The sequence below is a fragment of the Streptomyces sp. NBC_00568 genome, from assembly GCF_026341855.1.
GTDB lineage: Bacteria > Actinomycetota > Actinomycetes > Streptomycetales > Streptomycetaceae > Streptomyces.
The window spans coordinates 3,202,962-3,227,643 of sequence record NZ_JAPENW010000001.1 but is presented as its reverse complement, the minus strand read 5'-3'; the positions used below and the strand labels follow the sequence as shown (position 1 = coordinate 3,227,643).

At 67.4% G+C, this 24,682-nt stretch carries 24 protein-coding genes; 11 read left to right on the top strand and 13 right to left on the bottom strand.

Features of this window, described 5'->3' with window-relative positions:
* Positions 1-10 precede the first annotated feature (10 nt).
* The 6 genes from OOK38_RS14020 to OOK38_RS13995 form a co-directional block, all read right to left on the bottom strand.
* Positions 11-1,657: a HAMP domain-containing sensor histidine kinase gene (locus OOK38_RS14020; protein ID WP_266760425.1), complete on the bottom strand. Its 1,647-nt coding sequence runs from the start codon at positions 1,655-1,657 to the stop codon at positions 11-13.
* Positions 1,654-2,394, bottom strand: coding sequence for a response regulator transcription factor (locus OOK38_RS14015; RefSeq protein WP_261703843.1), 741 nt, complete (start codon positions 2,392-2,394; stop codon positions 1,654-1,656). Before OOK38_RS14015 ends, OOK38_RS14020 begins: the two co-directional genes overlap by 4 nt.
* Positions 2,395-2,539: 145 nt before the next feature.
* A complete protein-coding gene (locus OOK38_RS14010; RefSeq protein WP_266849337.1) occupies positions 2,540-3,424 on the bottom strand; it encodes an amidohydrolase family protein in 885 nt (294 codons plus the stop codon).
* 97 nt (positions 3,425-3,521) lie between these two features.
* Entirely contained in the window at positions 3,522-3,872 is a 351-nt protein-coding gene (locus OOK38_RS14005) for an antibiotic biosynthesis monooxygenase (protein ID WP_266848457.1), read from the bottom strand.
* A 116-nt stretch (positions 3,873-3,988) separates the two neighbouring features.
* Entirely contained in the window at positions 3,989-4,903 is a 915-nt protein-coding gene (locus OOK38_RS14000; RefSeq protein ID WP_266760430.1) for a DUF2797 domain-containing protein, read from the bottom strand.
* Positions 4,904-5,062: 159 nt separating this feature from the next.
* Positions 5,063-5,704, bottom strand: coding sequence for a signal protein (locus OOK38_RS13995; protein ID WP_266760432.1), 642 nt, complete (start codon positions 5,702-5,704; stop codon positions 5,063-5,065).
* A 323-nt stretch (positions 5,705-6,027) separates the two neighbouring features.
* Here OOK38_RS13995 and OOK38_RS13990 point away from each other — a divergent pair, with 323 nt between their 5' ends.
* Positions 6,028-6,306 carry a hypothetical protein gene (locus tag OOK38_RS13990; RefSeq protein ID WP_266760434.1) on the top strand — a complete coding sequence of 93 codons (279 nt, stop codon included), beginning with the start codon at positions 6,028-6,030 and terminating at the stop codon, positions 6,304-6,306.
* A 342-nt stretch (positions 6,307-6,648) separates the two neighbouring features.
* On the opposite strand, the gene OOK38_RS13985 is transcribed toward OOK38_RS13990, so the two are convergent.
* The 6 genes from OOK38_RS13985 to OOK38_RS13960 form a co-directional block, all read right to left on the bottom strand.
* Positions 6,649-7,299, bottom strand: a complete 651-nt coding sequence (locus OOK38_RS13985) for a hypothetical protein (protein ID WP_266848455.1) — start codon at positions 7,297-7,299, stop codon at positions 6,649-6,651.
* A gap of 73 nt (positions 7,300-7,372) precedes the next feature.
* Positions 7,373-8,932, bottom strand: a complete 1,560-nt coding sequence (locus OOK38_RS13980) for a class I SAM-dependent DNA methyltransferase (protein WP_266848453.1) — start codon at positions 8,930-8,932, stop codon at positions 7,373-7,375.
* Positions 8,929-10,338: a restriction endonuclease subunit S gene (locus tag OOK38_RS13975; RefSeq protein WP_266849335.1), complete on the bottom strand. Its 1,410-nt coding sequence runs from the start codon at positions 10,336-10,338 to the stop codon at positions 8,929-8,931. Before OOK38_RS13975 ends, OOK38_RS13980 begins: the two co-directional genes overlap by 4 nt.
* A 14-nt stretch (positions 10,339-10,352) precedes the next feature.
* Positions 10,353-13,916 carry a DEAD/DEAH box helicase family protein gene (locus OOK38_RS13970; RefSeq protein ID WP_266848452.1) on the bottom strand — a complete coding sequence of 1,188 codons (3,564 nt, stop codon included), beginning with the start codon at positions 13,914-13,916 and terminating at the stop codon, positions 10,353-10,355.
* Positions 13,917-14,155: 239 nt separating this feature from the next.
* Positions 14,156-14,626, bottom strand: a complete 471-nt coding sequence (locus OOK38_RS13965; RefSeq protein WP_266848451.1) for an NUDIX domain-containing protein — start codon at positions 14,624-14,626, stop codon at positions 14,156-14,158.
* Between the two features lie 2 nt (positions 14,627-14,628).
* Positions 14,629-15,372: an XRE family transcriptional regulator gene (locus tag OOK38_RS13960; RefSeq protein WP_266848450.1), complete on the bottom strand. Its 744-nt coding sequence runs from the start codon at positions 15,370-15,372 to the stop codon at positions 14,629-14,631.
* Between the two features lie 119 nt (positions 15,373-15,491).
* On the opposite strand from OOK38_RS13960, the gene OOK38_RS13955 reads away from it, so the two are divergent.
* From OOK38_RS13955 to OOK38_RS13945, 3 genes are all read left to right on the top strand, one after another.
* Positions 15,492-15,722 (top strand): hypothetical protein, encoded by a 231-nt coding sequence (locus OOK38_RS13955; protein WP_266848449.1) that lies wholly within the window; start codon positions 15,492-15,494, stop codon positions 15,720-15,722.
* A gap of 250 nt (positions 15,723-15,972) precedes the next feature.
* The gene (locus OOK38_RS13950) at positions 15,973-16,416 is read left to right on the top strand and encodes a hypothetical protein (RefSeq protein WP_266848447.1); all 444 of its coding nucleotides are present in this window, start codon (positions 15,973-15,975) and stop codon (positions 16,414-16,416) included.
* 70 nt (positions 16,417-16,486) lie between these two features.
* Positions 16,487-17,323, top strand: coding sequence for a protein kinase (locus OOK38_RS13945; RefSeq protein ID WP_266848445.1), 837 nt, complete (start codon positions 16,487-16,489; stop codon positions 17,321-17,323).
* Positions 17,324-18,185: 862 nt separating this feature from the next.
* Here the strand turns inward: OOK38_RS13945 and OOK38_RS13940 are convergent.
* Positions 18,186-18,677, bottom strand: coding sequence for a GntR family transcriptional regulator (locus tag OOK38_RS13940; RefSeq protein ID WP_266848443.1), 492 nt, complete (start codon positions 18,675-18,677; stop codon positions 18,186-18,188).
* Positions 18,678-18,848: 171 nt separating this feature from the next.
* Here OOK38_RS13940 and OOK38_RS13935 point away from each other — a divergent pair, with 171 nt between their 5' ends.
* The 7 genes from OOK38_RS13935 (at position 18,849) to OOK38_RS13905 (ending at position 24,634) form a co-directional block, all read left to right on the top strand.
* Positions 18,849-19,199, top strand: a complete 351-nt coding sequence (locus OOK38_RS13935; RefSeq protein WP_086749646.1) for a hypothetical protein — start codon at positions 18,849-18,851, stop codon at positions 19,197-19,199.
* Positions 19,196-19,396 carry a hypothetical protein gene (locus tag OOK38_RS13930; protein WP_266848441.1) on the top strand — a complete coding sequence of 67 codons (201 nt, stop codon included), beginning with the start codon at positions 19,196-19,198 and terminating at the stop codon, positions 19,394-19,396. The genes OOK38_RS13935 and OOK38_RS13930 overlap by 4 nt, the downstream gene beginning before the upstream one ends.
* A complete protein-coding gene (locus tag OOK38_RS13925) occupies positions 19,393-20,799 on the top strand; it encodes an FtsK/SpoIIIE domain-containing protein (protein ID WP_266848440.1) in 1,407 nt (468 codons plus the stop codon). Before OOK38_RS13930 ends, OOK38_RS13925 begins: the two co-directional genes overlap by 4 nt.
* Before the next feature lie 59 nt (positions 20,800-20,858).
* Positions 20,859-21,557 carry a DUF2637 domain-containing protein gene (locus OOK38_RS13920; protein ID WP_266848438.1) on the top strand — a complete coding sequence of 233 codons (699 nt, stop codon included), beginning with the start codon at positions 20,859-20,861 and terminating at the stop codon, positions 21,555-21,557.
* Positions 21,558-21,708: 151 nt separating this feature from the next.
* Positions 21,709-23,172 carry a replication initiator gene (locus OOK38_RS13915; protein ID WP_266848436.1) on the top strand — a complete coding sequence of 488 codons (1,464 nt, stop codon included), beginning with the start codon at positions 21,709-21,711 and terminating at the stop codon, positions 23,170-23,172.
* Positions 23,169-23,351: a helix-turn-helix domain-containing protein gene (locus tag OOK38_RS13910; protein WP_031041410.1), complete on the top strand. Its 183-nt coding sequence runs from the start codon at positions 23,169-23,171 to the stop codon at positions 23,349-23,351. Before OOK38_RS13915 ends, OOK38_RS13910 begins: the two co-directional genes overlap by 4 nt.
* Positions 23,351-24,634 (top strand): tyrosine recombinase XerC, encoded by a 1,284-nt coding sequence (locus OOK38_RS13905; RefSeq protein ID WP_266848434.1) that lies wholly within the window; start codon positions 23,351-23,353, stop codon positions 24,632-24,634. Before OOK38_RS13910 ends, OOK38_RS13905 begins: the two co-directional genes overlap by 1 nt.
* The last annotated feature ends 48 nt before the right edge of the window (positions 24,635-24,682 follow it).

Sequence of the window (24,682 nt, the reverse complement as noted above, 5' to 3'; positions counted from 1 at the left end):
ACGACTCTCGTCAAGCCCCCTGTTGCACCCATGTGGTGGCGCTGTGCTGTACCTGTGAGTGCGGTTGCCAGGATGTTTCCAGGGCGAGCGCGGGCAGATGCAGCGTGAACACGGTCCTGCCGGGCACGCTGTCCACGGTCACCGCACCCCCGTGCGCGGCCGCGACGGCCTGCACGATGGCGAGCCCGAGACCGGTCGAACCGGAGGAACGGGAACGCGACGAGTCGCCTCGCGCGAACCGCTCGAAGACGCGCGGCAGCAGATCGGCCGGAATACCGGGTCCGTCGTCCTGGACGTCCACGCACAGCCACGGCCCGTGCCGGTGCACCCGCGCGGTGACGGTCGTCCCCGGTGGGGTGTGGGTGCGCGCGTTCGCGAAGAGATTGACCATGACCTGCTGCAGGCGGGCGGCGTCCGCCGACACCAGCGCGGGCTCCTCTGGCAGTTCGAGCCGCCAGTTGTGCTCCCGCCCGGCGGCCCGCGCGTCACTGACGGCATCGATCACCAGGGGTACGAGGTCGGTCTGCTCGTGCTGCAACGGCCGCCCGGCGTCGAGCCGCGCGAGCAGCAGCAGGTCCTCCACCAGCCCCGTCATCCGGCTGGCCTCGGACTCGATCCGCCCGAGCGCGTGCCGGGTGTCGGGACCGGTCTCTTCTCTGCCGCGTCTGGTCAGCTCGGCGTACCCGCGGATGGAGGCCAGCGGCGTCCGCAGCTCATGGCTGGCGTCCGCGACGAACTGCCGTACGCGCATCTCGCTCTGCTGCCGTGCCTGCAGCGCGCCGTGGATGTGGTCGAGCATGCGGTTGAGGGCCGCCCCGACCTGCCCGACCTCGGTGTGCGGATCGGACTCGGACTCCGGGACACGCTCGTAGAGAGTGACCTCGCCGGTGTGCAGGGGGAGTTCGGAGACGCGGGTGGCGGTCGCGGCGACCTTGCGCAGGGGGCGCAGGGCCAGGCTGACGAGCACACTGCCCGCGATTCCGGCGGCGATGAGACCGGCGCCGGTGACACTCACCTCGACGAGGATGAGGGTGTCGATGGTGTTGCTGACGGACTCGGTGGGCAGGGCGACGTAGTAGCTGCCGTGAGCGCCGGTCACGTACATGACGTAGTACTCGCCCAGGCCCGGGATGTCCACGGTGTGGGGCTCGCCGTCCCTGGCGACGGCGGCGAGCACGGCCTTCTGTCCGGCGGTGAGCGAAACGGCCTTCATCCGCTGGAAGCCGGCGCTGCTGCTGGACTGCTCCGCGGCGACGACCGCGTTGTCGACTCCACCGTCGCTGCCGAGTTCGGCCGCTATGGTCTTCGTCTGCTGCCCGCCCATGGTGACGAACTTCTCGAGCCTGTCCTCACTGGAGAGACCCTCGTCGGAGGCCGGCGCCCCGTCGCCGTTCGGCTTGACCGGATCCTGACTTCCGTCGCCGGGGTTCGCGCCCCGCAGGCTCGCGGGGGGACCCGAGAGCCGCTGGCCGGCGTCGGTGACCTGCGATTCCAGCTGGTGGTACAGATGCTGGTCCAGCGCGATGGTCGTCACCGTGCCGATCACGGCGCAGACCACGGCGATGAGCGCGACCGCCGAGACGACGAGCCGCGCCCGCAGGGTGCGCGGCTGTCGTCCTCGCCTCTTCTGCGCTCGCGGCCGTCGTCGTCCGCTCATGACACGGCGGGCTTGATCAGATATCCGGCCCCACGCCGGGTGTGGATCATCGGCTCGCGCCCGGCGTCGATCTTGCGGCGCAAATACGAGATGTAGAGCTCGACCACATTGGCCTGCCCACCGAAGTCGTACGACCACACACGGTCGAGTATCTGCGCCTTGCTCAGCACCCGGCGCGGATTGCGCATCAGGAAGCGCAGCAGCTCGAACTCCGTCGCGGTCAGGTGGATGTTGTCACCGCCCCGCGACACCTCGTGACTGTCCTCGTCGAGGGTGAGGTCCCCGACGACGAGCACGGACTCGGACCGCCGGTCGGCGGCGCCCGAACGCCGGATGAGACCGCGCAGCCGGGCCACGACCTCCTCCAGGCTGAACGGCTTGGTGACGTAGTCGTCGCCACCGGCCGTGAGCCCCGCGATCCGGTCCTCGACCGCGTCCTTCGCCGTCAGGAACAGCACCGGGACATCGGGCAGCTCCCGGCGGAGCCGGCCGAGCACCGTCAGCCCGTCCATGTCCGGCAGCATCATGTCGAGGACGACGGCGTCGGGCCGGAACTCGCGCGCGGTCTGCACCGCACCCGTCCCGTCACCCGCGCTGCGGATCTGCCAGCCCTCGTAGCGAAGGGCCATGGACAGCAGCTCGGTGATCGACAGCTCGTCGTCCACCACAAGCACCCGGACGGGGCTCCCGTCCGGCCTCAGCAGTTCGGTGCGCCCCTGGGGCGAGGTCGTGGTCATAGCGGACACCTTGGTGGGCGCCGCTGAGAGCATCCTTTCGGCAACCTGTGATTTCCCTGAGAAACGCACAGGTGCCTCTCAGGAAACTCCTGGGAAGATCACGCGGTTCCCGGCGGGGCCCTGGTCCAGGGCCCCGCCCCCGCCCTCAGCCGAGGCCGAAGAGGCGTGCGCCGTTCTCGTGGCAGACCGCCCGCAGCCAGTCGTCCCCCAGCCCGAGCCGTTCCAGCGCGCGCAGCTGGTGGACGTACGGGTACGGGATGTTCGGGAAGTCGGTGCCGAGGAGCACCCGGTCCCCGAGGTCGGCGAGCCGGGGCAGCAGCTCCGGCGGAAACGGCGCGAGCCGCTCGCTGAAGTCCGTGAACGCCATGGTCGTGTCGAGCCGCACCTCGTCGTACCGCTCGGCGAGGCCGAGGAAGTCCGCGTACTCGGGCATCCCCATATGCGCGAAGACGAGTCGCAGCCGGGGATGCCGGCCGAGGACCGCCGCGACCGGTCCCGGTCCGGTGTGCTTGCCGGGCGAGGGCCCCGATCCGCAGTGGATCACGACGGGAACACCCGCCTCGGCGAGCAATCCCCAGGCGGGGTCGAGGAGTTCGTCCCCCGGGTCGTACGCCCCCACCTGCACATGCGCCTTGAAGACGCGCGCACCCGCCTCCACCGCCTCGCGCACGTACCGCTCGACGCCCGGCTCGGGGAACAGGGTGGAGGTGTGCAGGCAGTCCGGGGTCCGGCGGGCGAAGTCGACGGCCCAGGAGTTGAGCCACTCGGCCATGCCCGCCTTGTGCGGGTACACCATCGCCGTGAAGGCGCGTACCCCGAACTCCCGGATCAGCGCGAGCCGTTCGTCCTCGTCCGCGCGATAGGTGATCGGCCACTCGACGCCGCCGGTGAGCTCACCGAGCCCGTCGAAGTAGTCCCAGACCTTGCGCAGCACCCGCTCGGGCATGAAGTGCGTGTGGACGTCGACGAGTCCGGGCAGCCCGAGCCCCTCCCAGAACCCCCGCACCTCCGACGCCTCGCCCGGAGTCAGCAGGGGTTCCTCGCCCTGCACCTCCCTGGGCACCTCGCCCAGCTCCTCCCTGGGCCCTTCGCCCGGCACCTTCTCGACGCCGGCCGCGCCCTCCCGCTCAGCCGCGGGCACGCTCGAACCCATGGCTCCGCTCGACCTTGGCGACGTGCAGGGTGTACCGCTCGTACCACTCGTCCCGGCCGCGCCGCTGTGCCGCCAGGTGCTCGGCGTGCGCACTCCACTGCTTGATGGCGTCCTCGTCCCGGAAGTACCCGACGCTGATGGCCAGTCCGCCCGGCGTCCGCGCGTAGTCCATTCCCAGGTAGCCCGGGATCTGCTGCACCAGTTCCTCCATCCGCTCGGCGGTCTCCCCGTACCCGGCGTCGTCCTCCCTCCGTACGGAGGTGAACACGGCGACGTAGTAGGGCGGCTCGTGGGCTGCGACAGGCGCGTGATCGTGATCGCTCATGTCCGCCACTCTCCGTCCGGGCGTCCAGGGTCGTCCAGCACCTTTCCGAACGGGATCCCAAAGGGATCCAAGTCTTGACCATTCCACCCCGCACCCCGGCCCCTCACGCGGCCCGCTCAGAAGAGCCCGTCCTGAACACCGAGGTCCTCGACCCTCAACTCCCGCACAGGAAAGGGGACCCCGAAGTCCCCGTCCCCGTCCCCGTCCCTGTGGCCGTCCCTGCCGCCGCCCCCGACGCCGGTCAGATCCCACCCCGTCATCAACCGTGTGTCGAGAACGACGACTCCCCGCCCGGTGGCGAGATGGAGATCAGGACCCGCGGCACCGCACAGCTCGCCGTCGATCACCCCTCCCGCGACCAGTTCGCTCACGACTCCCTGCGCGGGCGGGAGTCCGGCGAGCCCGAACACGTCCGTGTGGTCGACGGGTGCGAAGGGCTCGCGCCGCAGCGACTCCGGCCAGCCGTGGAGCCGTCCGGCGAGCGCGTGCAGGTCCCGGATCTCGGCGATGCGCTCCGCGGGCCCCGGCAGCTCCGCCCGCACCACCCGCTTGTCGGCGTACGGAATCCGGTCCGGCACCTTGAGCGCGGCCCGCAACAGCTCCTCGGTCCTGCGGGCCGCCATCAACGGCCCCTGCCCCAGCCAGCTGAAGGTGACGGCACCCTGCTCCAGGAGGCGGGCGGAACCCCGCTCGACCCCCGTGATCCCCACCTTCACCATGCCGGGCCCGAACCACGCGAGATACACGTGGTACGGCCGCGGATCGTCAGCCATCGTGTCGGCGGCCACGGAGTGCGCCCGGTCGAGGCGCGCGCACTCCTCACACCGCGCGCCCGTACCGCGCGGCGACACGACGGCCCGCACGGGACACGCGTTGCCCCGCGCCCCGACGCACGTCCGCACACCCCCGGCCACCACGCCGAACGCCACCCGCTTCCCCCGTGCCAGCGGACTCCGCCGCCCCCCGCCCCACACGAGCACGGGCCCGTCCCCCGACCACCGCAACCCCGAACACGTCCACGCCTGCCGCACACAACGACACTAGAACGCCCCACTGACAAAAGCCCCTGCCCAGTGGGAACAGCCACGGTGCCGCGAGCACCGAGCGCGGTCGGCGGAGCGCTCCGCCCCGCCACGGCCCCGAACGGAGTTGCTCCCGGGGAGCAACCGGCCCTCGTGGGCCGCCCTTGACTAAGGGCTCGTGACGTCGAGGGAATAGTCCACCCCGACGGAGAAGTCGGCGGACTCGCCGCGGATCGTCAGCGTGTGCGGCCCGGGTTCCAGTGGCTCCAGCTGGACCCACAGGCCGCATCCGGTGGCGGTGAAGCTTCCCCCGGATCCGGTGACGGGGTTGTCGGCGGCGCCCCGCACGGAGACCGACGTCCCTCGGTGTTCCTCCGTCTCGGCCTTCTCGCCGTCCAGCACCGCGGACCCCTTGGCGACCTCCATGAAGCCCGCGCAGTCCGAGGGCTCACCTATGAAGTTCACGAGGGGGAAAGCGAGCGGCACTCCGCCGGGGACACTGCACGTCCGCTTGACCCGACCGCCGAAAGAGCCGGCCAGGAACCACACGTCCCGCGCCTGGTTGCGCCCGCACGAACTCCCGTCCTGATCGGCGACGGGATTCGTCCGCTCGGGTTCCGACGCCGCCCAGGTCCACCACCGGCTCTGCAGATCCGCGGAGGAGAGACGCCCCGCCGCAGAGGGCGGCACCGGAGAAGAGGGAGTCGTCTCGCGCTCCCTCGTCCGAGAGTCCCCGTTTCCGGCCCCGCATCCCACCAGCGCGGCCAGCACCACCCCGGTGAGCGCCGCTCTTGCGACCTTGACCTTCATGACCGTCCCTCCCCGGTGTCGCACCGATCTCTCGACCCCCCGGTCGACGTGCGACATGCGGGGACACCCTAACCACGAGCCCGGTGGCACACGGCCCTCGGCCCATTTCCGCGGCCCATTGCCGCGGCCCGTTGCCGTACTTCTGCCGTGCGCCCGCAAAACGCAAGAGCCGGGCGCCGGCCCCGCATCACGAACCCACGAGGCGGGGCTGTTCAGCCGCGCGGATCGGGGTCCGGAGTAACCCTTGGCGCGCCGCGCCGTTGTCGGGTTGATCAAGCGGGCGGAGACGCTCCGCCCGTGAACCGCAACAACGTGGAGGACAGATGACCAGACAGATGACCACCCCCACCACCGTTTGGCGGACCGCGGTACGCACAACAACAGTCGTCGCGGTCACCGCGGGACTCCTCACCCTGGGCGTCGTCAGCGCTCAAGCCGCCGACACTCCGGACCCCCTTGCGGTGGTCCCGGCTCCCCTCAGCAATGCCTCGGGAGTCGTGAACCAGCTCCTGACCAATGCCTCGGGAGTCGTGAACCAGCTCCTGGCCAATCCCTCGGGCACGGTCAGCTCGATCCTGCCCGACGGCATCCTGGGCGGCTGAGCCGGCAATCCGGGGCCTGCCCCTGTTCAGGGATGGCCCCATGCGCTCGGAGTCAGACACAAGCGCTGAGCGTTCCCTGGGTGCGTTGATGTCACCCGCAGATGTCAAAGGCCCCGCCGGTTCGACCGGCGGGGCCTTTGAGCTATGTGCACTCGGCAGGATTCGAACCTGCAACCTTCTGATCCGTAGGATCGGGCAGCACATGACGTAGAGTGCCTGCGGCCTTCTGCTGCAATTGCTCAGGATGGCGATCATGCGCGTCTGTGTGCCGTCGTTGCCGTCAGGGCTGCCGTCAACTTCGAACGATGGCGTAGCCGCGATGACGGTGCCTGAGAGGTCGCCTCATCCCATCACGGTGGCAATGGCGAGGGCGATTCGCTCGATCCAGTCGATTGCGTCAGTCACGTCAGCGTCGGAGATGGGGCGACGACGCTTGAGGTCGCCGTCCAGCAGGTCCGCGTCGTGGGCGATCCTGTTGCGGCGATCGGTGATCGAGTTGTACTTCTGCTTCAGCATCTGCGCGTTCATCGACGTACGGCCGTGGTTCCACTCGTTGAGCTGGACGGCAGCCTTGGCCCAGATGTCCTCTTCCGTCACCAGCTTCAGTGCCTCGCTGATCTTGCGAGGGTTCTGCAGTGCCGCGTTGCCCCACTTCGCCTTGACATGCTCGGAGACGGCATCAGCGAGCGTCGTCGTACCGCGCCGGACTTCCTCCACCTTGACCAGGGGCAGCTCGAACTTCGTCAGCTGGTAGGGCATTCCGGGGCTGTCCGCGGCGGCCAACTCGGCGACGCGCCGGTACAGCTCCTCGTGGAACCAGTGGTCGATGGCGCTGACGGCCTGCACCCAAGCGGCTCGGTAGAAATCACCGATGTCTATAACCGGGGACTGGAAGGCAGCCAGGCTCTGACCCGCCATGATCATCTTCCGGGCGTACTCGAGGTTGGTCAGGAACGCCCGGAACTCGCGTGTCTGCGGCTGTGCGGCCGGCATGAAACTCCCCCGTCTCGCTGGTCTGGGAACTCAGGATTCCGGCGTGACGGGGGTGGGGCAACCCGGTTGTGGATCAGCCAGTCTCAGTTGGCTCAATTGCGTCGGTGTCGGCTGAGACCTCACCACCGAGGGCCTCCGCAATAGCCGCGAACTCACTCAGCGCGGCCTGCAAATCCTCGACGATCTCCTGGGCGATCACCTCGGGCGGCAGAAGACTGTCGGCGTCGTCGAGTGCCGGGTCCTTCATCCAGGTGATGTCCAGATTCACCTTGTCGCGGGCAATGAGCTCGGCGTAGTCGAAGGACTTGAAGCGCTCGGACTCAACCCGTTCGCTGCGCGGCTTGCCGGGCAGGTACGCCTCGACGAACTCGTCCAGAGCCGCGCGGGTCAGCGGGTGTTGCTTGAGGGTGAAGTGCTTGGCGGTGCGGAAGTCGTAGACCCAGAGCTTTGAGGTGTTGTGGGCGCCCCCACTGCGGGGCGGCTTCTTCTCGAAGAACAGGACGTTGGCCTTGACGCCGCCCGCGTAGAAGATGCCGGTCGGCAGGCGGAGGACCGTGTGCAGATCGAACTCTTCCAGCAGGCGACGGCGTACCTTCTCGCCCGCGCCGCCTTCGAAAAGCACGTTGTCCGGCAGGACGACAGCCGCGCGGCCGTTCATCTCCAGCTGCGACATGATGTGCTGCAGGAAGTTGAGCTGCTTGTTAGTGGTAGTGGCGCGGAAGTCGTCCCGCTCGTACGAGATGTCTTCCTTTTCGGCCTTGCCGTCAGTGCCGACGATCGTGATCGCGGACTTCTTGCCAAAGGGCGGATTGGCGAGGATGAGCGACGCGTGGCGCTCAGGCTTGTCGGCAAGCGCGTCACCCACGGTGATGAGCGACTCGCCGTCAGCGTCACCGATGCCGTGCAGCAGCATGTTCATCGCGGCCAGACGGGCAGTGCCGGTGACCAGCTCGTTGCCCCAGATCTTGCCGGACCCGAGCGCGAGACGCTGTTCCCGCGACAGGTGCTGCATGTGGTGCTTACGGATGTAGCTGTGCGCGGCAATAAGAAAGCCGCCGGTACCGCAGGCGGGGTCGGTGATCGTGTCCTCGGGCCTCGGCTGCATCACGTCGACCATGGCGTCGATGAGCGCGCGGGGGGTGAAGTACTGGCCGGCGCCCGTCTTTGTGTCCTCTGCGCCCTTGGCAAGCAGCCCCTCGTAGGCATCGCCCTTGAGGTCCGTCCCCTGGATCGTCCAGTCCTCCTTGCCAATCAGTTCGACGACCAGCTTTTCGAGCAGAGCGGGCTCGGTAATCCTGTTCTGGGACTTCGCGAAGATTGTGCCGAGGGTGGTGCCGGGGTTCTTGGCGAGCGCTTCGAGAGTTTTGCGGTAGTGCACTTCGAGGTCGATTCCCTTGAGGCGAGCGAGGGCCTGCCAGTCGTACTTGGCGGGTACGACGGCCTTGGCCTCATCCTCGGTGAAGGGGTCGGTGGCGATCTCGTCGGCCATCTTCAGGAACAGCAGGTACGAGAGCTGCTCTACGTACTCGATGGTGGACAGGCCGTTGTCCCGGAGGACATTGCAATAGTTCCAGAGCTTGGCGACCAAGGTATTGGTCTGCGTGTGCGCCAGAGCGGGGGGTGCGGGGTTCACAGCGGAAGCTCCTGCTGAACAGCGTTATTAGGGGATGGGGTGGGGGGCGGGGGCGGCGAACCTGCGGTGACTGTTTTCCGGGGACGCCGGACGGTTGGCTTGGTCTTGTCGCCCTGGGCCTCGCGCTCGGAGCGGATGTGGTCAAGGAGGACGGAGGCAGGCTCGTCGGCGGGATCCTGAGGAATGAGGTGGCCCGTGAATGCGCGCTCCAATACCGCACTCCGGAGGTGATTTGCACGTACGAGGCTGCGCTTCAAAGCGCGCTCCATCGCATCGGCGTAGCTCATCGATTCGTCACAGGCCTGCACTCGCCGCTTCTGTTCCTCAAGAGGAGGAATGGGAAACTCGATAGGCTTCAAGCGCTTTGCCGAAAGGTGGGCGATATTGGTAGTAATGCGCACTTCACGCATGAATCGTCGAGCATGAAGATGACGACGGAAAACCAACAGGGCCCATTCTGGCAGCACATCGGGGCGCGCCTGGAACCGCAGAAGACTGTTGGTGAAGGCCACATTTGGCGGGGTTCCTCGGTAGAGCGCCGGCCTCCCCACTAGGTGTGGGCTCTGTCCCTCGTTGAGGAGAACGTCACCAATCTCAAGACGATATCTGTCGAAGACTCCTGAGAAATCCATCTCCATGACATCCGAAGTATCGATGCGATCCTCGAAGACATTGGCCACCCTCAAGTAAGGGTGCATCTCCGGGCCGTAATGCCAATCGGGGTGGCGCTGCCGCCCGAGCCCGACCGTGCCCGCGTCCCCGACCGTGCTCATCTCCCACGAAGCGGGAACGGATTCAGGTACCAGCGACAGGAAGATGGACTTACGAAACGATCCGATCTTCTTCCGTGCGGTCTCCAGATCCCGCCCTGCCGCGTCAAGGCGGGAAAGGTGATCTTCGAGGGCCTCGACGATGCGACGCTGCTCCGCAAGCGGCGGCACCGGCATTCTGACACCCGCGATCGTCGACTGGTCGATCTTGGGCATCGACCCCGCCAACCCTTTCGCATTCGACCTAAAGTAGTCGCGAATACCTTTACTGCGTAGCATGAGGGCTGCAAATTCGGGGAGGATGCAGGAATTAACCCTCACGCGAATTAGAAGATCCGGATAGATCGCCCATTTTCGCGGCCCCTTATACAGGGCCGAGGTCCCCACAAGTTCAGGCGTGTTGGACCGCTGAATGAGAATGTCTCCGGGTTCCAGCCAGAGGCCTTCAACACGCCCTGGTTCCGCCGAAGTGATCTTTGTGTTCTTGTCACTGAAGTCGTTCAGGGTGACAGCAGTTAGACTCAGGGTTCGAATCCCATTGGCTTCTTTCGTGGCGCGTGCCGAGTGGCCGTTTCGCAGTGGTTCGCGAAGCAAATCCCCGAGTTCGGCTACTGCCCAGCCCGCTGGAAGTTCCACGTTACTCAACCCGCTCAAGCCAACTCTCGATTCAACTCACTCAACAACGACCGTACATCCCGCCCCGGAAACGCGTGCGCGAACCCCCGCCCGCCACCCTTTCCCTTGAAAGGCTCGGCGTTGAACTCCGCCGTACTGATCCCGACGTCGCTCGCCACCACGTCCCGTATGGACCGCAGCCACCACAGCTGCTCCTCGGAGAGGTCCGCCCCCGCCTGCTGCTGCTTGAGCAGCCACCCCTCGAAGCGCTCTTCCACCGTCTCACGGTATGGACGCAGCTCCTCGTCCACCCCGAGCTCGTACCGAATGAGCGAGATCAAATCAGGGACTCCCGCCTCCCGGCCACCGTCGGAGTGGACCGCAGCGCCCAAATCCTCGTAATACGTCCACAGGGCCTGCGGCGTCCAGGCGAACTGCGGGCGGCGGATCTCCAGGGCCAGTTCCTTCAAGGCGGCGTACGTCTCCGCAGGTGAAACCGATCGGGGGCTCGTCAGGGCGATACTGACCGCCGCGATACGGTCGCGCTCGTCCTTAAGGAGCTGGCTCCATCGGCTGACCTGCTCCCGGGCCCGCTCCTCGCGCGGGATCTCGTCGACGTCCGTTACCTCGACGGCCGTGAACTCGTCGAAGAGGTAATCCTTGTCCCGCCGGATCTCGATGATGTGCCGCCGAAGATCGGGGTACTCCGTCAGCGGAGCGATCGCGTCCTCCACAATCCTCCTGGCCTCCGCCTGGCCGCCCTGTTCCAGGGCCCGTTCCTGCCGGTCTGGGTCCACCGCCTTCACGATGGCGCCCGCGATCTCGGACAAAGTACGCCCGCCCGAGGCGCGCGTGAGCTGCTCGCGCTCCTCCTCCGTCAACTGCTGGTTGAGCCGCGCCAGCCGTCCCGCAAGGATCTCGGCCTCGCTCGCGCTGATCGACTTCGTGCCTGCCTTGTCCAGCAGCTTGGCCAGTGAGACCTGCCGCTCGCCCGCAGGCACCAACGGCTTGGCATCCACCAGCGGGGAGTCCGTCACCCCGACCGCGTCAACGAGCACAAACCGGTCCTTGCGGACCGTGGCGTCCGCATCCGGTGTGACCTCCTGGAGCTCTGTCGCGTCGATGGTGCGAGCGCCGCGGCCCTTCATCTGCTCGAAGAGGACGGCGCTGCGCACCTCTCGCAGGAAGATCACGCACTCCAGGGCCTTCACGTCCGTACCGGTCGCGATCATGTCGACGGTGACGGCAACCCGCATCTGAGGCGAGGTCCGCAGCGCTCGGATCAACTCGTCCGGATCCTCGCCGGCCTGGCGGCTCTTGTACGTGATCTTCTTCGCGAAGTCGTCGCCGCGCCCGAAGACCTCTTTAACCTGGGCGAGGACATCTTCCGCATGGTCTTCGCCGACCGCGAAGATCAGGGTCTTCGGAAGCTCGGTACGGCCGGGGAACCAACGCCGCCAGTTATCCCGGTACGCGGTGAGCACCGCCCGGATCTCATCCACCGTCACCACCGAGCGGCCGATCTGCCCGGTCGTGTAGGTGAAGTCGTCGTCCAGTTCCTGGTAGCGCTGCCGTCGCGTCTTGCGGTCCTTGACTCGCACCGTCGTGCCCGACTCGATGGTCGCGGCACCCTTCTCGCGCAGGTCGGTGCGCATCCGCACGACGTCGAAGTCGACGTTCACCCCGTCCGCGACGGCCTGCGGATAGGTGTACTCGGAGACCAGGTTACGGCCGAAGAAGCCGAGAGTCTGGAGGGTGGGGGTGGCGGTCAGGCCGACCAGGTGTGCGTCGAAGTACTCCAGCACGCCCCGCCACAGGCCGTAGATCGAGCGGTGGCACTCGTCCACGATGATCAGGTCGAAGGACTCGATCGGGACCTTCGGGTTGTAGGAGACCTCGATGGGCTGGTCCGTCGCGTACGTGTCCTCGTACGCCGTACTGTCAGAGGCCTCGTCCGCAGGCTCGTCATCGACGAGGGTCTCCCCACGCAGCAGCGAGTACATCTTCTGGATCGTGCAGATGACCACCGACGAGGTGTCCTGAAGGCCCGCCGCCCCGAGCCGGTCGACGTTGTAGATGTCGGACAGCTTGCGGCCGTCGTCCGGTGTCGTGAACTTGCGGAACTCGTCATAGGCCTGCTTGCCCAGGTTGTTGCGGTCGACGAGGAACAGAACCCGACGCGCCTTGGCGTGCTTGAGCAGCCGGTAGGTCTGCGCCACGGCGGTGAAGGTCTTGCCCGCGCCCGTCGCCATCTGGATCAGGGCCCGCGACCGGTCCTCTGCCAGGGACTTCTCCAGGCCGCTGATGGCGTCGATCTGGGCAAGCCGCAACCCGTTCGGTTCCAGCACGGGCAGTCGGCGCATGGCGGCCCGGAACGTCGGGACAGCCGGTGCCTCATCAGCGCGACGCATCCAGGCCGCCACCGTCGCGGGGCGGTGAAAGGAGAACACCTCTCGGGAGCGGGCGTCGGGGTCGAGGCGGTTGATGAAATAGGTCTCGGTGCCGGTCGTCGCGTAGCGGAACGCGAACGGCTCCGCCGCCCGCCAGACGGCGAGCCGGTGCTCCTTAAGGACACCGGCCGCGTACCGATCGTTCTGCTCCACGGCGCTAGAGAGGTGGTCGCCCTCCCGCTTGGCCTCGATCACACCGACAATCCTGCCGTCGACATACATGACGTAGTCCGCGCGGCCGGTGGCCAGCGTGAACTCCCGTACTGCCACGCCCTGGTTCTCTCCCGGGTTGATCTGGTCGCGGTCCTGGACGACCCATCCCGCTGCGTGCAGCATCTCGTCGATGGCCTCGCGAGCCTGCACCTCGTTGAGCGCGGCGGGCCGCTGCGCACGGTGGATGATCGCCTCGCGTCGCTTGGCGTCGACCTGACGCGGCTGCCTCCGGGCGGCCTCGTACTTCGCCTGCTGGGCGGCGCGCAGCTCTTCGATCTGGCCGCTCAACTGCTCCACTCTGGAAAGCAGTTCGGTCTTGTTCGCGTCGGCGCTGGCGATGAGTTTTTCGGCCTCGGCCCGCGCCCTGCGCTCGGCCTCCAACGTGTCGTCGGCCTCGGCGAGCCTCGTGCGGGCCTGAGTGAGCGCCTGACGGTGGCCGTCGAGTGCCTCGCGCAGCTCGGCCAATTCGGCCGGGTCCGTGATCTGAGCGCTGTCACCGGGGTCCGTGGGCGGCACGAACTCGGCGACGGTCCGCCGGCCATCGATCGCATCGTGGAACCAGAGACCGAGCCGGTAGCAGATCCGAACGGCGGCCAGAGCCCGCGCCGTGTCGAAGAGGTGGCTGTGGGCGGCCTTGTTCCGGTCGCGGCGCAGCCGATCGAAGTCGTCGCGGATCTCCGGTACAAGCACTCCGGCCCTGGTCAGAGCGGTCAGCCGGTCGATCTGCCGATCGCCCTCGATCCGCATCCCGATACGGGCGACCAGTTCCTCGGCGAGGACCTCGCCAAACTGGCCCGCCTGGACCAGGGAGGAATTGGGGTTCGTGAACACGGTCGCTTCGGCGGAAGCCCCGTACAGGGAGAGCAGCGGCTGGTGCTGATACAGCACCCCGAAGTTGGGTGAGGCCTTAGCAAAGTCGCGAAGCCGATCGTCCATGCTGCCCCATCCCCGCGCACGCGCCTCACTGATTGGTGATCCAGCTTACGCAGCGCAGCATAGGAATGCCTGGGTATCGTCGCTTCAGCAACTACCCCCTACCGGAACAGATGGGGAGCTTCTCGGTCACTGCCCGCACAGGCGGCCGACGTACGACAAGGGGCTGACCGATGGCAGCCCGGGTCCCGTTGCCCTGAGAGGTGGCAGACACAGCGAGCGTTAGACGTGCACCTTCGGGGTCAGCCGAGATAGGGACGCTGACGGTGCTCCAAGAAGTGACGGACCCGGAGTCGCTGTGTGTGGTGCATTGGCAACTGATCAATCTCCCCCGTCTGGACGAACCGCAGCTCAGTTGACTCGTCCGAAATGGCCAGTCGGCCACCGACCACCCTCGCCGTGAAGCAGACGTTGAACTGCCGACGCACCTCGCCATCCGTATAGGCGATGACATGGCGCGGGTCGGTGTACGTCCCTACGAGCCCGGTGATCTCCACGTCCAGGCCCGTCTCCTCCTTCACCTCGCGGACGGCAGTGCCCGGCAGGGAGTCGGTCATTTCCATGCCGCCGCCGGGCAACGCCCAGAGGTCGTTGTCCCGCCGGCGCTGTAGGAGGATGCGTCCCTCGTCGTCAGTGACCACCGCGGACGCGGCGACGACCAGACTGTTCGGCTTGGGGGCATCTGGGTCGTCGTAGTACTCGGTGCGTGCCATGATCACTTCTCTCGTACTGGCGTCGCGGTCGCCCACACTGCGCCGAAGCTGTCGGCGTAGGTGTCGAACATGCCGCCTTCTCCATTTCTGCGCAGGTGCCAGACAGGGGCGCTATAGGCGTTCACGCCCCAGACATGGGCGTTGACCAGTGCCTGATCATCGGCCCGGTAGATCGAGTTGTAGAGCGTCGTGGCGTGCGTCCGTACCTCGATGCCCGGTACCCCCATCAGGGGGCGATAGTGCATCAGCGCGAGGCGGCAACGGGACTGGATCCCGTGGCCGAACTTCTCCTCTTCGCCGCGCTGTTGAACGTTGGAGCTGTCCGCGTCGCCGACTGCGATCCGGACTGTACAGCCCTCGGCTGCTCGCTCCTTCAAGAGCTCGTTGAGTCTCGGGTACGCCTCGTGCAGGAAGACGGCGGCGTACACCAAGACGTCGATCTGTTCGCGCGCCTGGGTCAGCATGTCCACGAAGGTGGAGACGGGGATGTCCGCCCGCTGGTCGTAGAGGGCCACAAGTTCCGGGCTGACGGCGCGGGCGGGGCGTGCCTGCCTGAGCGATGGCCATAGAGCGTGCACGTCTTCTCCTAGCGTTTCTGCTGCCAACATGGCCGTGGCTCGGCGCGGCGTACGCCCCAGGTTGACCCATCGTTCGACGGACTTGGGGTCGACTTCGACCTTGTCCGCGAGGGCGTTGTACGTCCAGCCGCCGGCCGCCATGGCCGCACGTAATCTCTCGTTTGCCATTTCAATCTCTCCTACCAACCGGGGACGGCACTAGGGACGTTCTACCCGACGCGGGACGTCCCGAAGTGGGGTTTGCCCATGGTTCCGGCGTCCTGGTGGTCAGCAGGAAGCTCGTTGGCATGGCGAGCAACCAGCAGACCAGGCCAGGCATCGGCGAACTGGCGAAGGACAGTGCCAGCGGACGCATCGGCGTCGTCATGGGGGAGATCGGCGGTCGCGTGCAGATGCGGCCAATCCGTGGCGGCCGGGAGTGGGATGCCATGCCGGGTGGCGTCGTCGCACTCAGCGCTCGGGAAGAGTTGAGCGAGCGTCTGGGCGCGAGGAACGGCAACAGTGGGGCCGGGCTGTGATGCGCGCCATCGGCCGGTATGCCGGGGTCCTCTTCATCATCTGCATCAGCGGTTCATGCGGTCTGGTGATCGGCATGGCCCTCGGGACCAGCCAGTAGACCGGCCGCCCCGGACGGGTGCCGACCGCCCGGCTCCCCCGTCCCCGTCCGGGGCCGGCCTCCAAGCCCGCTTCCCGATCGTCTCTGAGCCGAGCTCGCCGATCGGGACGGGTTGTACATGCCTCGCACCACCTCACCTGAGGAGATTGCACATGACGGCAACAGCGAACGATCAGAAGACCGGTCGCACGGCAGCTGGTGAAGTGCTGTTCGAGAGCCTGGCCCGCTTCGTGGCGGTCCACGACGGGCAGTCCCCCGAGCGCGCTGAGCGGATCGCGGACCAGGCGGTCGCCTTCCTGGTCACGGCGGCCACAGCCACCGTTCCCATGGTCCCGTCCGACGACGTCGACCTCGGGCTCCACGCGCTCATCCTGCACACGAAGGAGTACGCCGAGCTGTGCGCGCGGCACGCGGGCCGGTTCCTGCACCACAACCCGATGCCCGGTGGAGGGGGCCGCGACTTGGAGAAGGTCGCTGCCTCTGCTCGCGCCATGAAGGCGGCCGGGTTCGTGGTCTTCGATGACCTGTGGACCGTGGACGGCACGAACCTGGCGCAGTGCGACTCGGACTGTGGTCGACCGTACGGTCAGGCGTAGCTCACGACAAAAGCGACGCGGCCGGCCTCGACTCGTGGTCGGCCGCGTTCGCTCGGAGGGAGAAGAGATCTTGTCCGGCCCAACCTCTGAACTGCCGATCGTGGTGCTCGACGCGCTCATGCCCACGTCGCAGCAACTGGTCATCAATCGTCGCGGCTCCGCGGTCTGGGAGGTGGAGAGCCATCGGGGCCACTTCGCTGTGAAGCTCGGATATCCGATCGAGGCCACGGCCGAGTGGCCTGCCCAGCCCTGGACAGCGCTCGCGCCCGCACGCGAGGGTGCGGTCCTGCATCGCCTCGGCGTCGACCAAGTCGCGTACGGCGAATGGGAGCACGGCTGGTGGAACTTTCAGCCGTGGCACGAAGGGCCAGACCTTTACAGGCTGTGGGAGCCATGCCGTAAGGCGGGCTCGTCCATCAAGGCCCACACCAGCGTGGCGCTGGGATGTGTTGAAGCCTTGGCTGATCTCCACGTGCGGGGCTGGGCTCACGGTGATGTGCAGCCTGCCCACTTCATCATCGGGCCGGAACGGACGCACCTCATCGATCTCGCCTTGGCCCGGGGCGGACAGGTGCCCCAGGGGTACGACTTCCCGTTCCGCGGCTGCCTCGTCCACTACGAGGCGCCGGAGATCGCGCGCAGCGTGCTCAACACTGGGGAAGCGGAGCCGACTCAGGAAGCGGATATCTACGCTCTCGGGGCCTCGCTGCTCATCTCCGCCACGGGCTGGCGGGCGGTCGAGTACCCGGACGACGCTCCGCGCCCCGTGCAGCGGGAGGCAGTAGCCAACGGTCGGCGTCGGCGCGTGAAGGTGCCCGGTGAGCTGGGCGAACTGGTCGACGCGATGCTCAGCCACGGGCCGGGGGACCGGCCCACCATCTACGAGGTGGGCAAGGCCTTGATCTGACCTCGAAACCCCAACCCGTCTCGCGTCGCACGTACGCGGACGACAACAGCAAAAGACCGGACCACCCCTCAGCCTCGACAGCATTCCGGGTGGTCCGGTCGCGGAAGCCCTGATCAGGACCCCGGTGCCGATGGTACCGGGGCGGTCGGCGTGCTCGGATTCGGGTGCGGCTACAACCCCTGTTGTCTGTCGTCGAGTTGGAGGAGAGAGCGGTGGAAGTCCACACATAGGCAGCACTGTTCGACCTGTGCCACCGAAAGTCAGCCACGGCAGCGCGTGCGCCGAACGAGCACCCGTCACGTATGTCTCCAGCAACCCCGTACCGGCATCAGCCACGCTTCCCGGTTTCGAAACGGCGGCCATCCGGACGGCGGGATCGTACTTGCTCGGCCTGGACCTGGTCGTGGTCCTGGTGCTCGGGCTGGGCGAGCCTCTGCCTGGCTTGGCTGTCTGCCTCGTCGGTGCTGCGCACTGAGTGGCCGGGGGCCGGCGCAGCGGTGGCGGAGACAGGGAGCGGCGGCGGCCCCCGGCCGCCAGCGCGCGCGGACCGCCGTAGGCGGGCCGCCTTGATCCAGTAAAGAAACTCTGAACAGCACCGCAGGCCAGTAGTCGATCGACCGGGGAGAGACACGGATGCCGTGGGCGAGCCCCGACGGTTCGAGCAAGTGCGGCACGGAACGGCGGCACGGCGGCAGGCGGGAAGCGATGACCGAGTACACACCGGACAACGAAATGGGGTCGACCAGCATTCAGGTCGGGGACGCGGATCAGGTAGTCGCACTGATCGAAGAGATGCGGGCCATGGTCACCCGCCTCAGCAAGGAGACCAGGGAGTTGCGAGAGGAAGTGGCCCAGTTCAGGACTACAGCTTCGGCTGCTGAGCTGCCTTCAGTTCCTCGACCTCGCGCCGCAGCTCCTGATGATCAGCGCTGAGAACACGGATCTCGTCACGTAGTGCGGCGAGTACTTCAGCAAGGGTGGTCCCGGCAGCATCGACAGTTTCGGCGCCGTCGGGCTCTCCCTCCCCCTGCCCTGCCTGGTCGGAGCCCTCGTTCTTGTTCGCCAAGTACCAGGCTGGAGCGGTGTAGTTGGCTGAGAGCTCCCCGCCGGCGTTGTGGTCCGCGACGAAGCTGCCCCGCCCATGGATCGTGTAGATCAAGCCCTCGTCGCGTAGCACGTTGAGCGCGGATCTGGCGGTCATGTTGGCCACGCCGAAGCGTTCCTGTAGCTCGCGAATGGACGGCATCTGCTCGCCAGGCTTGATCCGTCCTTGCAAGAGGTCGCGCCGAAGCTCGTCGGCAGCGTGCTGATACGGCGGCCGACGGTCCTGCTTGCTCTCTGGCGCGGGGCTCATGGCCCAAGAGTAGCGATTTCTAGCACCCCTAGCACACCCCACTGACATAGGTGGCCTATGTCAGCTGATACCTAGCTCACCCGATTCACTTGACACTGCTAGGTCAGCTATGTTCAATAGAGATCGCCCCCCGCTGCCCTGGCGGAGCGCAATCGAAAGGACCCAACTCCCATGGCGCGTATCCGTGTTGGACTGCTCCCCACCTCCTCGTTCATGGTCGGCACCCTGCCTGTGCCCAAGTACGCGGACCAGGAGAAGACGCAGTTCGCCACCGACCGTGAGACCGGCGCGAAGCTCTACACGATCACCCTCTTCTTCATGGAGGAGGACCGTGCCGAGGCTCTGAAGATCACCGTTCCGGAGACCGGTCTCCCCAACGGCCTCCGGCCGGGTGTCCCGGTCATGCCGGTGGAGCTGTTCGCCACGCCGTGGGCGCGCATCTTCAACGGCTCGCTCTCGGACGGCATCGCCTACCGCGCGGGGCGGCTGGACCTGGTGGCCCCGGCCACTGAGGCGGCGTGAGCAACACCCATCTTTGGTCCGGCGCTGAGCGCAGCTACTCGCTGCCTCACGCCGGGCCGGGTGCCCGGTTCACCGAATCGGTGGCGGCCGTGCTCGTCGGCTACGGCTACGCCCGCATCGGCTGCTCGGCGGATCGGGCGGCCCTCGAATCGGCCCTCGGGGCCTTCCTCTACTACCCGTTGGAGATACGCCCATGAAGGATCCGAACGCCCCGGCGGAAGGCATCTTCGGTCACGTCCCGCTCGTCGTCGCCCTAGTGCTCGCCGTGCTCGTCGGATGGGCGGTCTGGTGGGTGGCCCGCTACGTTCGCGCCGACGCCATGACCCGGCAGTCCATATGGCAGGCCATACGCGTGCGGTGGGGCTGGAAGCGACTCGCACCGATGCTCAAGCTGTCGGCCACGGACAAGACCCCAACCGCGCTGGCGTCGCTGGCGAACACGAACGGCAGGCCCATCAAGCCCCGCGTCCTTATCCCCACCCTGAAGGTGAAGCACGACGCCTACGGAGTGATCGCGCGAGCGCAGTGCCTGCCTGGCGTCGGGCTCCAGCAATTCCAAAAGGCGGGCCCGCATCTGGCGGACGCCTGGCGGTGCACACGGGTCGCGGTCACCCAGGACAAGCCTGGGCAGGTCCTCATCCGGGGTGTGCGACTGGACCCGCTGAAGTTCCCCACCGAGCACCACCCCACTGGTGAGCCACCGGAAGAGACAGCCCGGTGGGATCTGGGCCTGGACGAGTACGCGCAACCCGTCTCCGTGAACCTCACGCAGGTGCCCGGCGTGACCGTGGCCGGCCTTCCGGGCTTCGGCAAGACCAGCCTGATCAACCGGCTTCTCTCTGACTGGGCGCCCTCGCCCGCAGTGCAGTTCGCCTGCGCGGACGGCAAGGTGTCGGCTGCGTACGAGGGTGATTACGCGGACTGGGTGCAGCGCATGTTCGCCTTCGTGGGCGATGACCTGGAAGAGGCCAACAAACTGTTCCGGCATCTGGTGGAGCTCCGTCGCACCCGGTCGGCCTCGGTGCGCCAGATGTTGGGCGTGAAGTCCATGTGGGACGTCGGCCCATCCGAACACTGGCCCCTGATCGTGCTGATCATCGACGAAGCCCACACCTACTTCCGCGACCACAAGGGCAGCGACCAGCAGACGAAGAAGCTGGCCGCGCTCGCCGCCGAGAACGCCCGGCTCGTAGAGGACCTGGTGAAGAAGGGCCGGTCCGTGGGGCTGCTCGTCATCCTCACCACTCAGAAGTCCACCGGCGACGCGATCCCCACCTTCATCCGCGACGTGTGCCCCGTGGGTCTGAGCTTCGCTCAGAAGACCGCCGAAGCATCCGTGGCCGCGCTTGGCGAGGAGATCCGGGAATGGCCGGACGCCAACCCGATCAACCTCCAGGACCCCACCTACGTCGGCGTCGCCTCGATGAACCACCAGTCGCAACCCGGCTTCACCCGCATCCGCACGCCCTACGTGCTCGACGCGGAAGCGGCTCAGGTCGCCGAACAGACGGCCAATCTCACCGCCGACCCTTCCGTCCTCCTGGAAGCCTTCCTCGGCCTTCGCATGGCGGACGTGGACCTCACCAAGCTCGACGTCTGAGCAGCCCGCCCTACCGCTCTCGCACGTTCCCGACACCCCAGGAGAGGAGGTAAACACTCATGACAGAAGACCGGATCACGCAGCGCACCATTACCGTCGTCATGATCGTCATTGCCGCGCTGGCGTTCGTCTTCTCCTTCGGCAACGTCTGGTCCCTCGCCCTGCGCCTCGGCGTCCCTGGTCCGATCGCACCGCTCATCGCCCCGATGGTGGATCTGTCCGTGGTCGGACTCCTGGTCGCACTTCGCTACCTCTCCCTGCGCGGCCTGCCCGCCGACCAGATGACGGCTGCCACCCGCCTTATGCACTTCTCCGGGCTGTTGACCCTCGCCCTCAACGTCGCAGAACCGATCGTCGCCGGACACTACGGCCGCGCCGCCGTCGACGCGGTCGCCCCGCTTCTCCTCCTCGGCTGGGGCTCCGTTGGCCCGCAACTCCTACGCGCCTTCCACGCCGTTGCGCGCCCCGCCGTCTCGGAACCCGTTCTGGACGAGATCGACCCGCAGTCCGAGACGGCAACGGAGGCCTCCCGTCCTTCGGTGCCCCTCACCCTTCCGGCCCCGGCCCCGATCGCTCCTCAGATCGCACCGGCTCCCGCTGCGCCTGCCGTCAAGGTTCCTGAGCCGCTGCTGACCGAAGCACGCTCCATCTCGACGTCCCACCACACCGAGCACGGCGAACCGATCACGGCGGCCCAGCTCAAGACGCGACTCGGGATCGGCCTGCCCATGGCCACCGCGCTGCACGCCGCCCTGTAGGGCCATTCCTCCGCCGGCCTCCCCGGCACTCTCCACCGATGCCCCGCCCCTGGGCCCGACCTGTCATGCCTGCGGGCAGCAGCCCGAGCGCACTGAATCGCTGCTGCCCGCAGGTCCCCACCCTCGCGCCAGAAGGGACACCCCGCCACCCATGCGCCGCCCCCTCGAACTGCGCCACGTCATCAGCCCCGGCCTGCGGGACCTGGTCGAACTGGCCAACACCGACGACTTCGACCGCGTCACCGAACAGGTCCGCGACCTTCGCGGCTGCACCAGCCCCGTCAACCTGCACGGCTGGACGGTCACCACCGACCAGACCACCAAGCAAGTGGTCCGCTCCTACCGCTCCGAGGACGAACCCTCCGGTCGCCTCCTCACCACCTGTGGCAACCGCCGCGCCTCCCGCTGCCCCTCCTGCTCCCGTCTCTATGCGGCCGACACCTACCACCTGATCAAGGCCGGACTGTCTGGCGGCAAGAACGTCGGCGAAGCCGTCCGCGACCACCCCCGCGCCTTCGTCACCCTCACTGCCCCGTCCTTCGGCCCCGTCCACAACCGCCCCACGACCAACGCGGGCAAGCCCCGCCCCTGCCTGTGCGGCGAGAGCCACCCCCAGGACGCTCCGGAACTCGGCACCCCACTCCGCCCGGCAAGCTACGACTACACCGGCGCCGTCCTCTGGAACGCTCATGCCGGAGCCCTATGGGCGCGCTTCACCACCTACCTGCGCCGCGCCCTCGCCGAGCACCTCGGCATGACACAGAAGGCGCTCAACGCGGCCCTCCGCGTCTCCTTCGCCAAGGTCGCCGAATACCAGCAACGCGGCTTGGTCCACTTCCACGCGGTCGTCCGCTTCGACGGTCCCGACGGCCACGCCACCTCAGCCCCGCCCTGGGCCACCTTCGATGCCCTCCGCATCGCCGTCGGCCTGGCGGTCGAGCGCGCCCGGCTCACAGTCGAGTCGGACGCCGTCGGTGATCGCGTGATCCGGTGGGGCGACCGCTTCAAGGTGGACCAGATCTCCGCCCTGGGGGACGGCGAACTCACGGATGCCAAAGTCGCCGGGTACGTGGCCAAGTACGCCACGAAGAACGCCGAGGGCGCGGGCACCGTGGATCGCACCCTCGTATGCCGCCCCTGCGCCGGACGCGGCCAAGTACGAGGCCCTGACGGCTTCCGCGACCTCTGCGCCGACTGCGATGGCACCGGCCAGGCCGAACCCCTCACAGACCTTCCCGTCCAGCAGCACGCACGGCAGATGATCCGCACTGCCTGGGCCCTCGGCCACCTCCCGGAGTTCGCCCACCTCAAGCTCTGGAAGTGGGCCCACATGCTCGGCTTCCGCGGCCACTTCTCCAGCAAGTCACGCGCCTACTCGACCACCCTCGGCGCACTCCGCGACGTACGCCGCGCCTGGCGCACCGCCCAGGCCGAAGCCGCCCGCATCCGCGCCGGCCTCCCCGTGAACGACGAGAACACCACCCTCGTCACCGCCTCCTCCTGGACCTACCTCAGCAGCGGCTACCGCCCCGGCGAAGAACTCCTCGCCGCCCAGGTCCGCCACGACATCGCCCACACCCAACGCGCCAAACAAGAAGGGCTGCTGCCTGCATGACGACGGCCGTGCTCACCGTGGACCAGGTCGCCGAGCGTCTTGGCATCAGCCGCTGGAAGGTCCACGACTTGATCCGCTCCCGCGAACTCGCCTCATTCAAGATCGGCCGCTGCCGACGCATCAGCGAAGCCGCCGTGGACTCGTACATCTCCCTCCGCACCGAACAGGAAGCCGCCTGATGGCCCAGCCGAAGAAGAACTCCAACAACGAGGGGACCATCTACCTCCGGAAGGACGGCCGCTGGGAGGGAAGCGCGTACGTCCTCACGACTGACGGCACCTACAAGCGGCGCAGCGTCTACGGCAAGTCCTGGGACGACGCCCATGAGAAGCTCACCAGGCTCAAGGCCAACTCACTCAGCGGCCTACCGGTCGCCACCAACAAGATGACCATCGCCGAGTACCTGGCCTACTGGCTGACAAACGTCGCGCAGGGCAAGGTCCGCCGGACGACCTACGTCAACTACGAATCCCTCGTTCGTAACTACGTCACCACGGAGTTCGGCCGGAAGAAGCTGGTCCGACTGACCGCCCGCGACATCCGCGCCTTCCTCGCGAAGACGGCCGCCACCTGCCAGTGCTGCGCGCAGGGCAAGGACAAGAAGCGGCCGGAACACAAGCGGCGCTGCTGCGCCCTCGGCAAGTGCTGCAAGAAGCTCCCGTCCGACCGGACCGTGCGCTTCCTGCTGGTGATCATGCGTGCCGCTCTCCAGCACGCCGTTCGTGAGGACGAGTTGCCCCGCAACGTGGCCAGGAACGTGGAGCTGAGCATGGGAACGAAGCGCGAGATCGAACCGCTCACGGTCAATGAGGGGCGTCTGCTCCTGACGGCGGCTCGGGAGAACCGACTGTGGGCCGCCTACGAGCTGGCGGTCCGCATCGGCCTGCGGCGCGGGGAGCTCCTCGGGCTCCGCTGGTCGGACGTCGACCTTCACGAAGGCGTTCTCACCGTCCGCCAGGCCCTTCAGCGGGTCGGCGGCGAGTTGCTGATAGTCGCGCCGAAGACACAGCGCTCGGCTCGCCGTGTGGCTCTGCCCGCTGAGTGCGTGACCGCCCTCCGGGCTCAGCGCGCCCAGCAGATCGCCGACCGAAAGGGAGCGGGGAACAACTGGAAGGGAACGGGCCAGGGCCTCGTCTTCACGACCCGGAACGGGACACCCATCGAGCCGCGCAACCTCAACCGTTCCTTCGAGGCGCTGTCCATCCGGGCCGGCGTCCGCAAGGTCCGCTTTCACGACCTGCGCCACACGTGCGCGTCGCTCCTCCATGAACAGGGCGCGGATGCCCGCATGATCATGGAAGTCCTGGGCCACAGCTCGATCCGCGTGACCATGGACATCTACACCTTCGTCCGACTCGACTCGCAGCGTTCGGCCTTCGATCGGGTGGGGGATGCCCTGAGGGGTAACGGCAACGATCCGGAGGATGACGACGGCGCGGCCGGTGTCCCAATGACCGTCTGATCGGCTCGCAAAGGCGGTTGCCGTCAAACGCTGCCGTCAAGGCAAAAG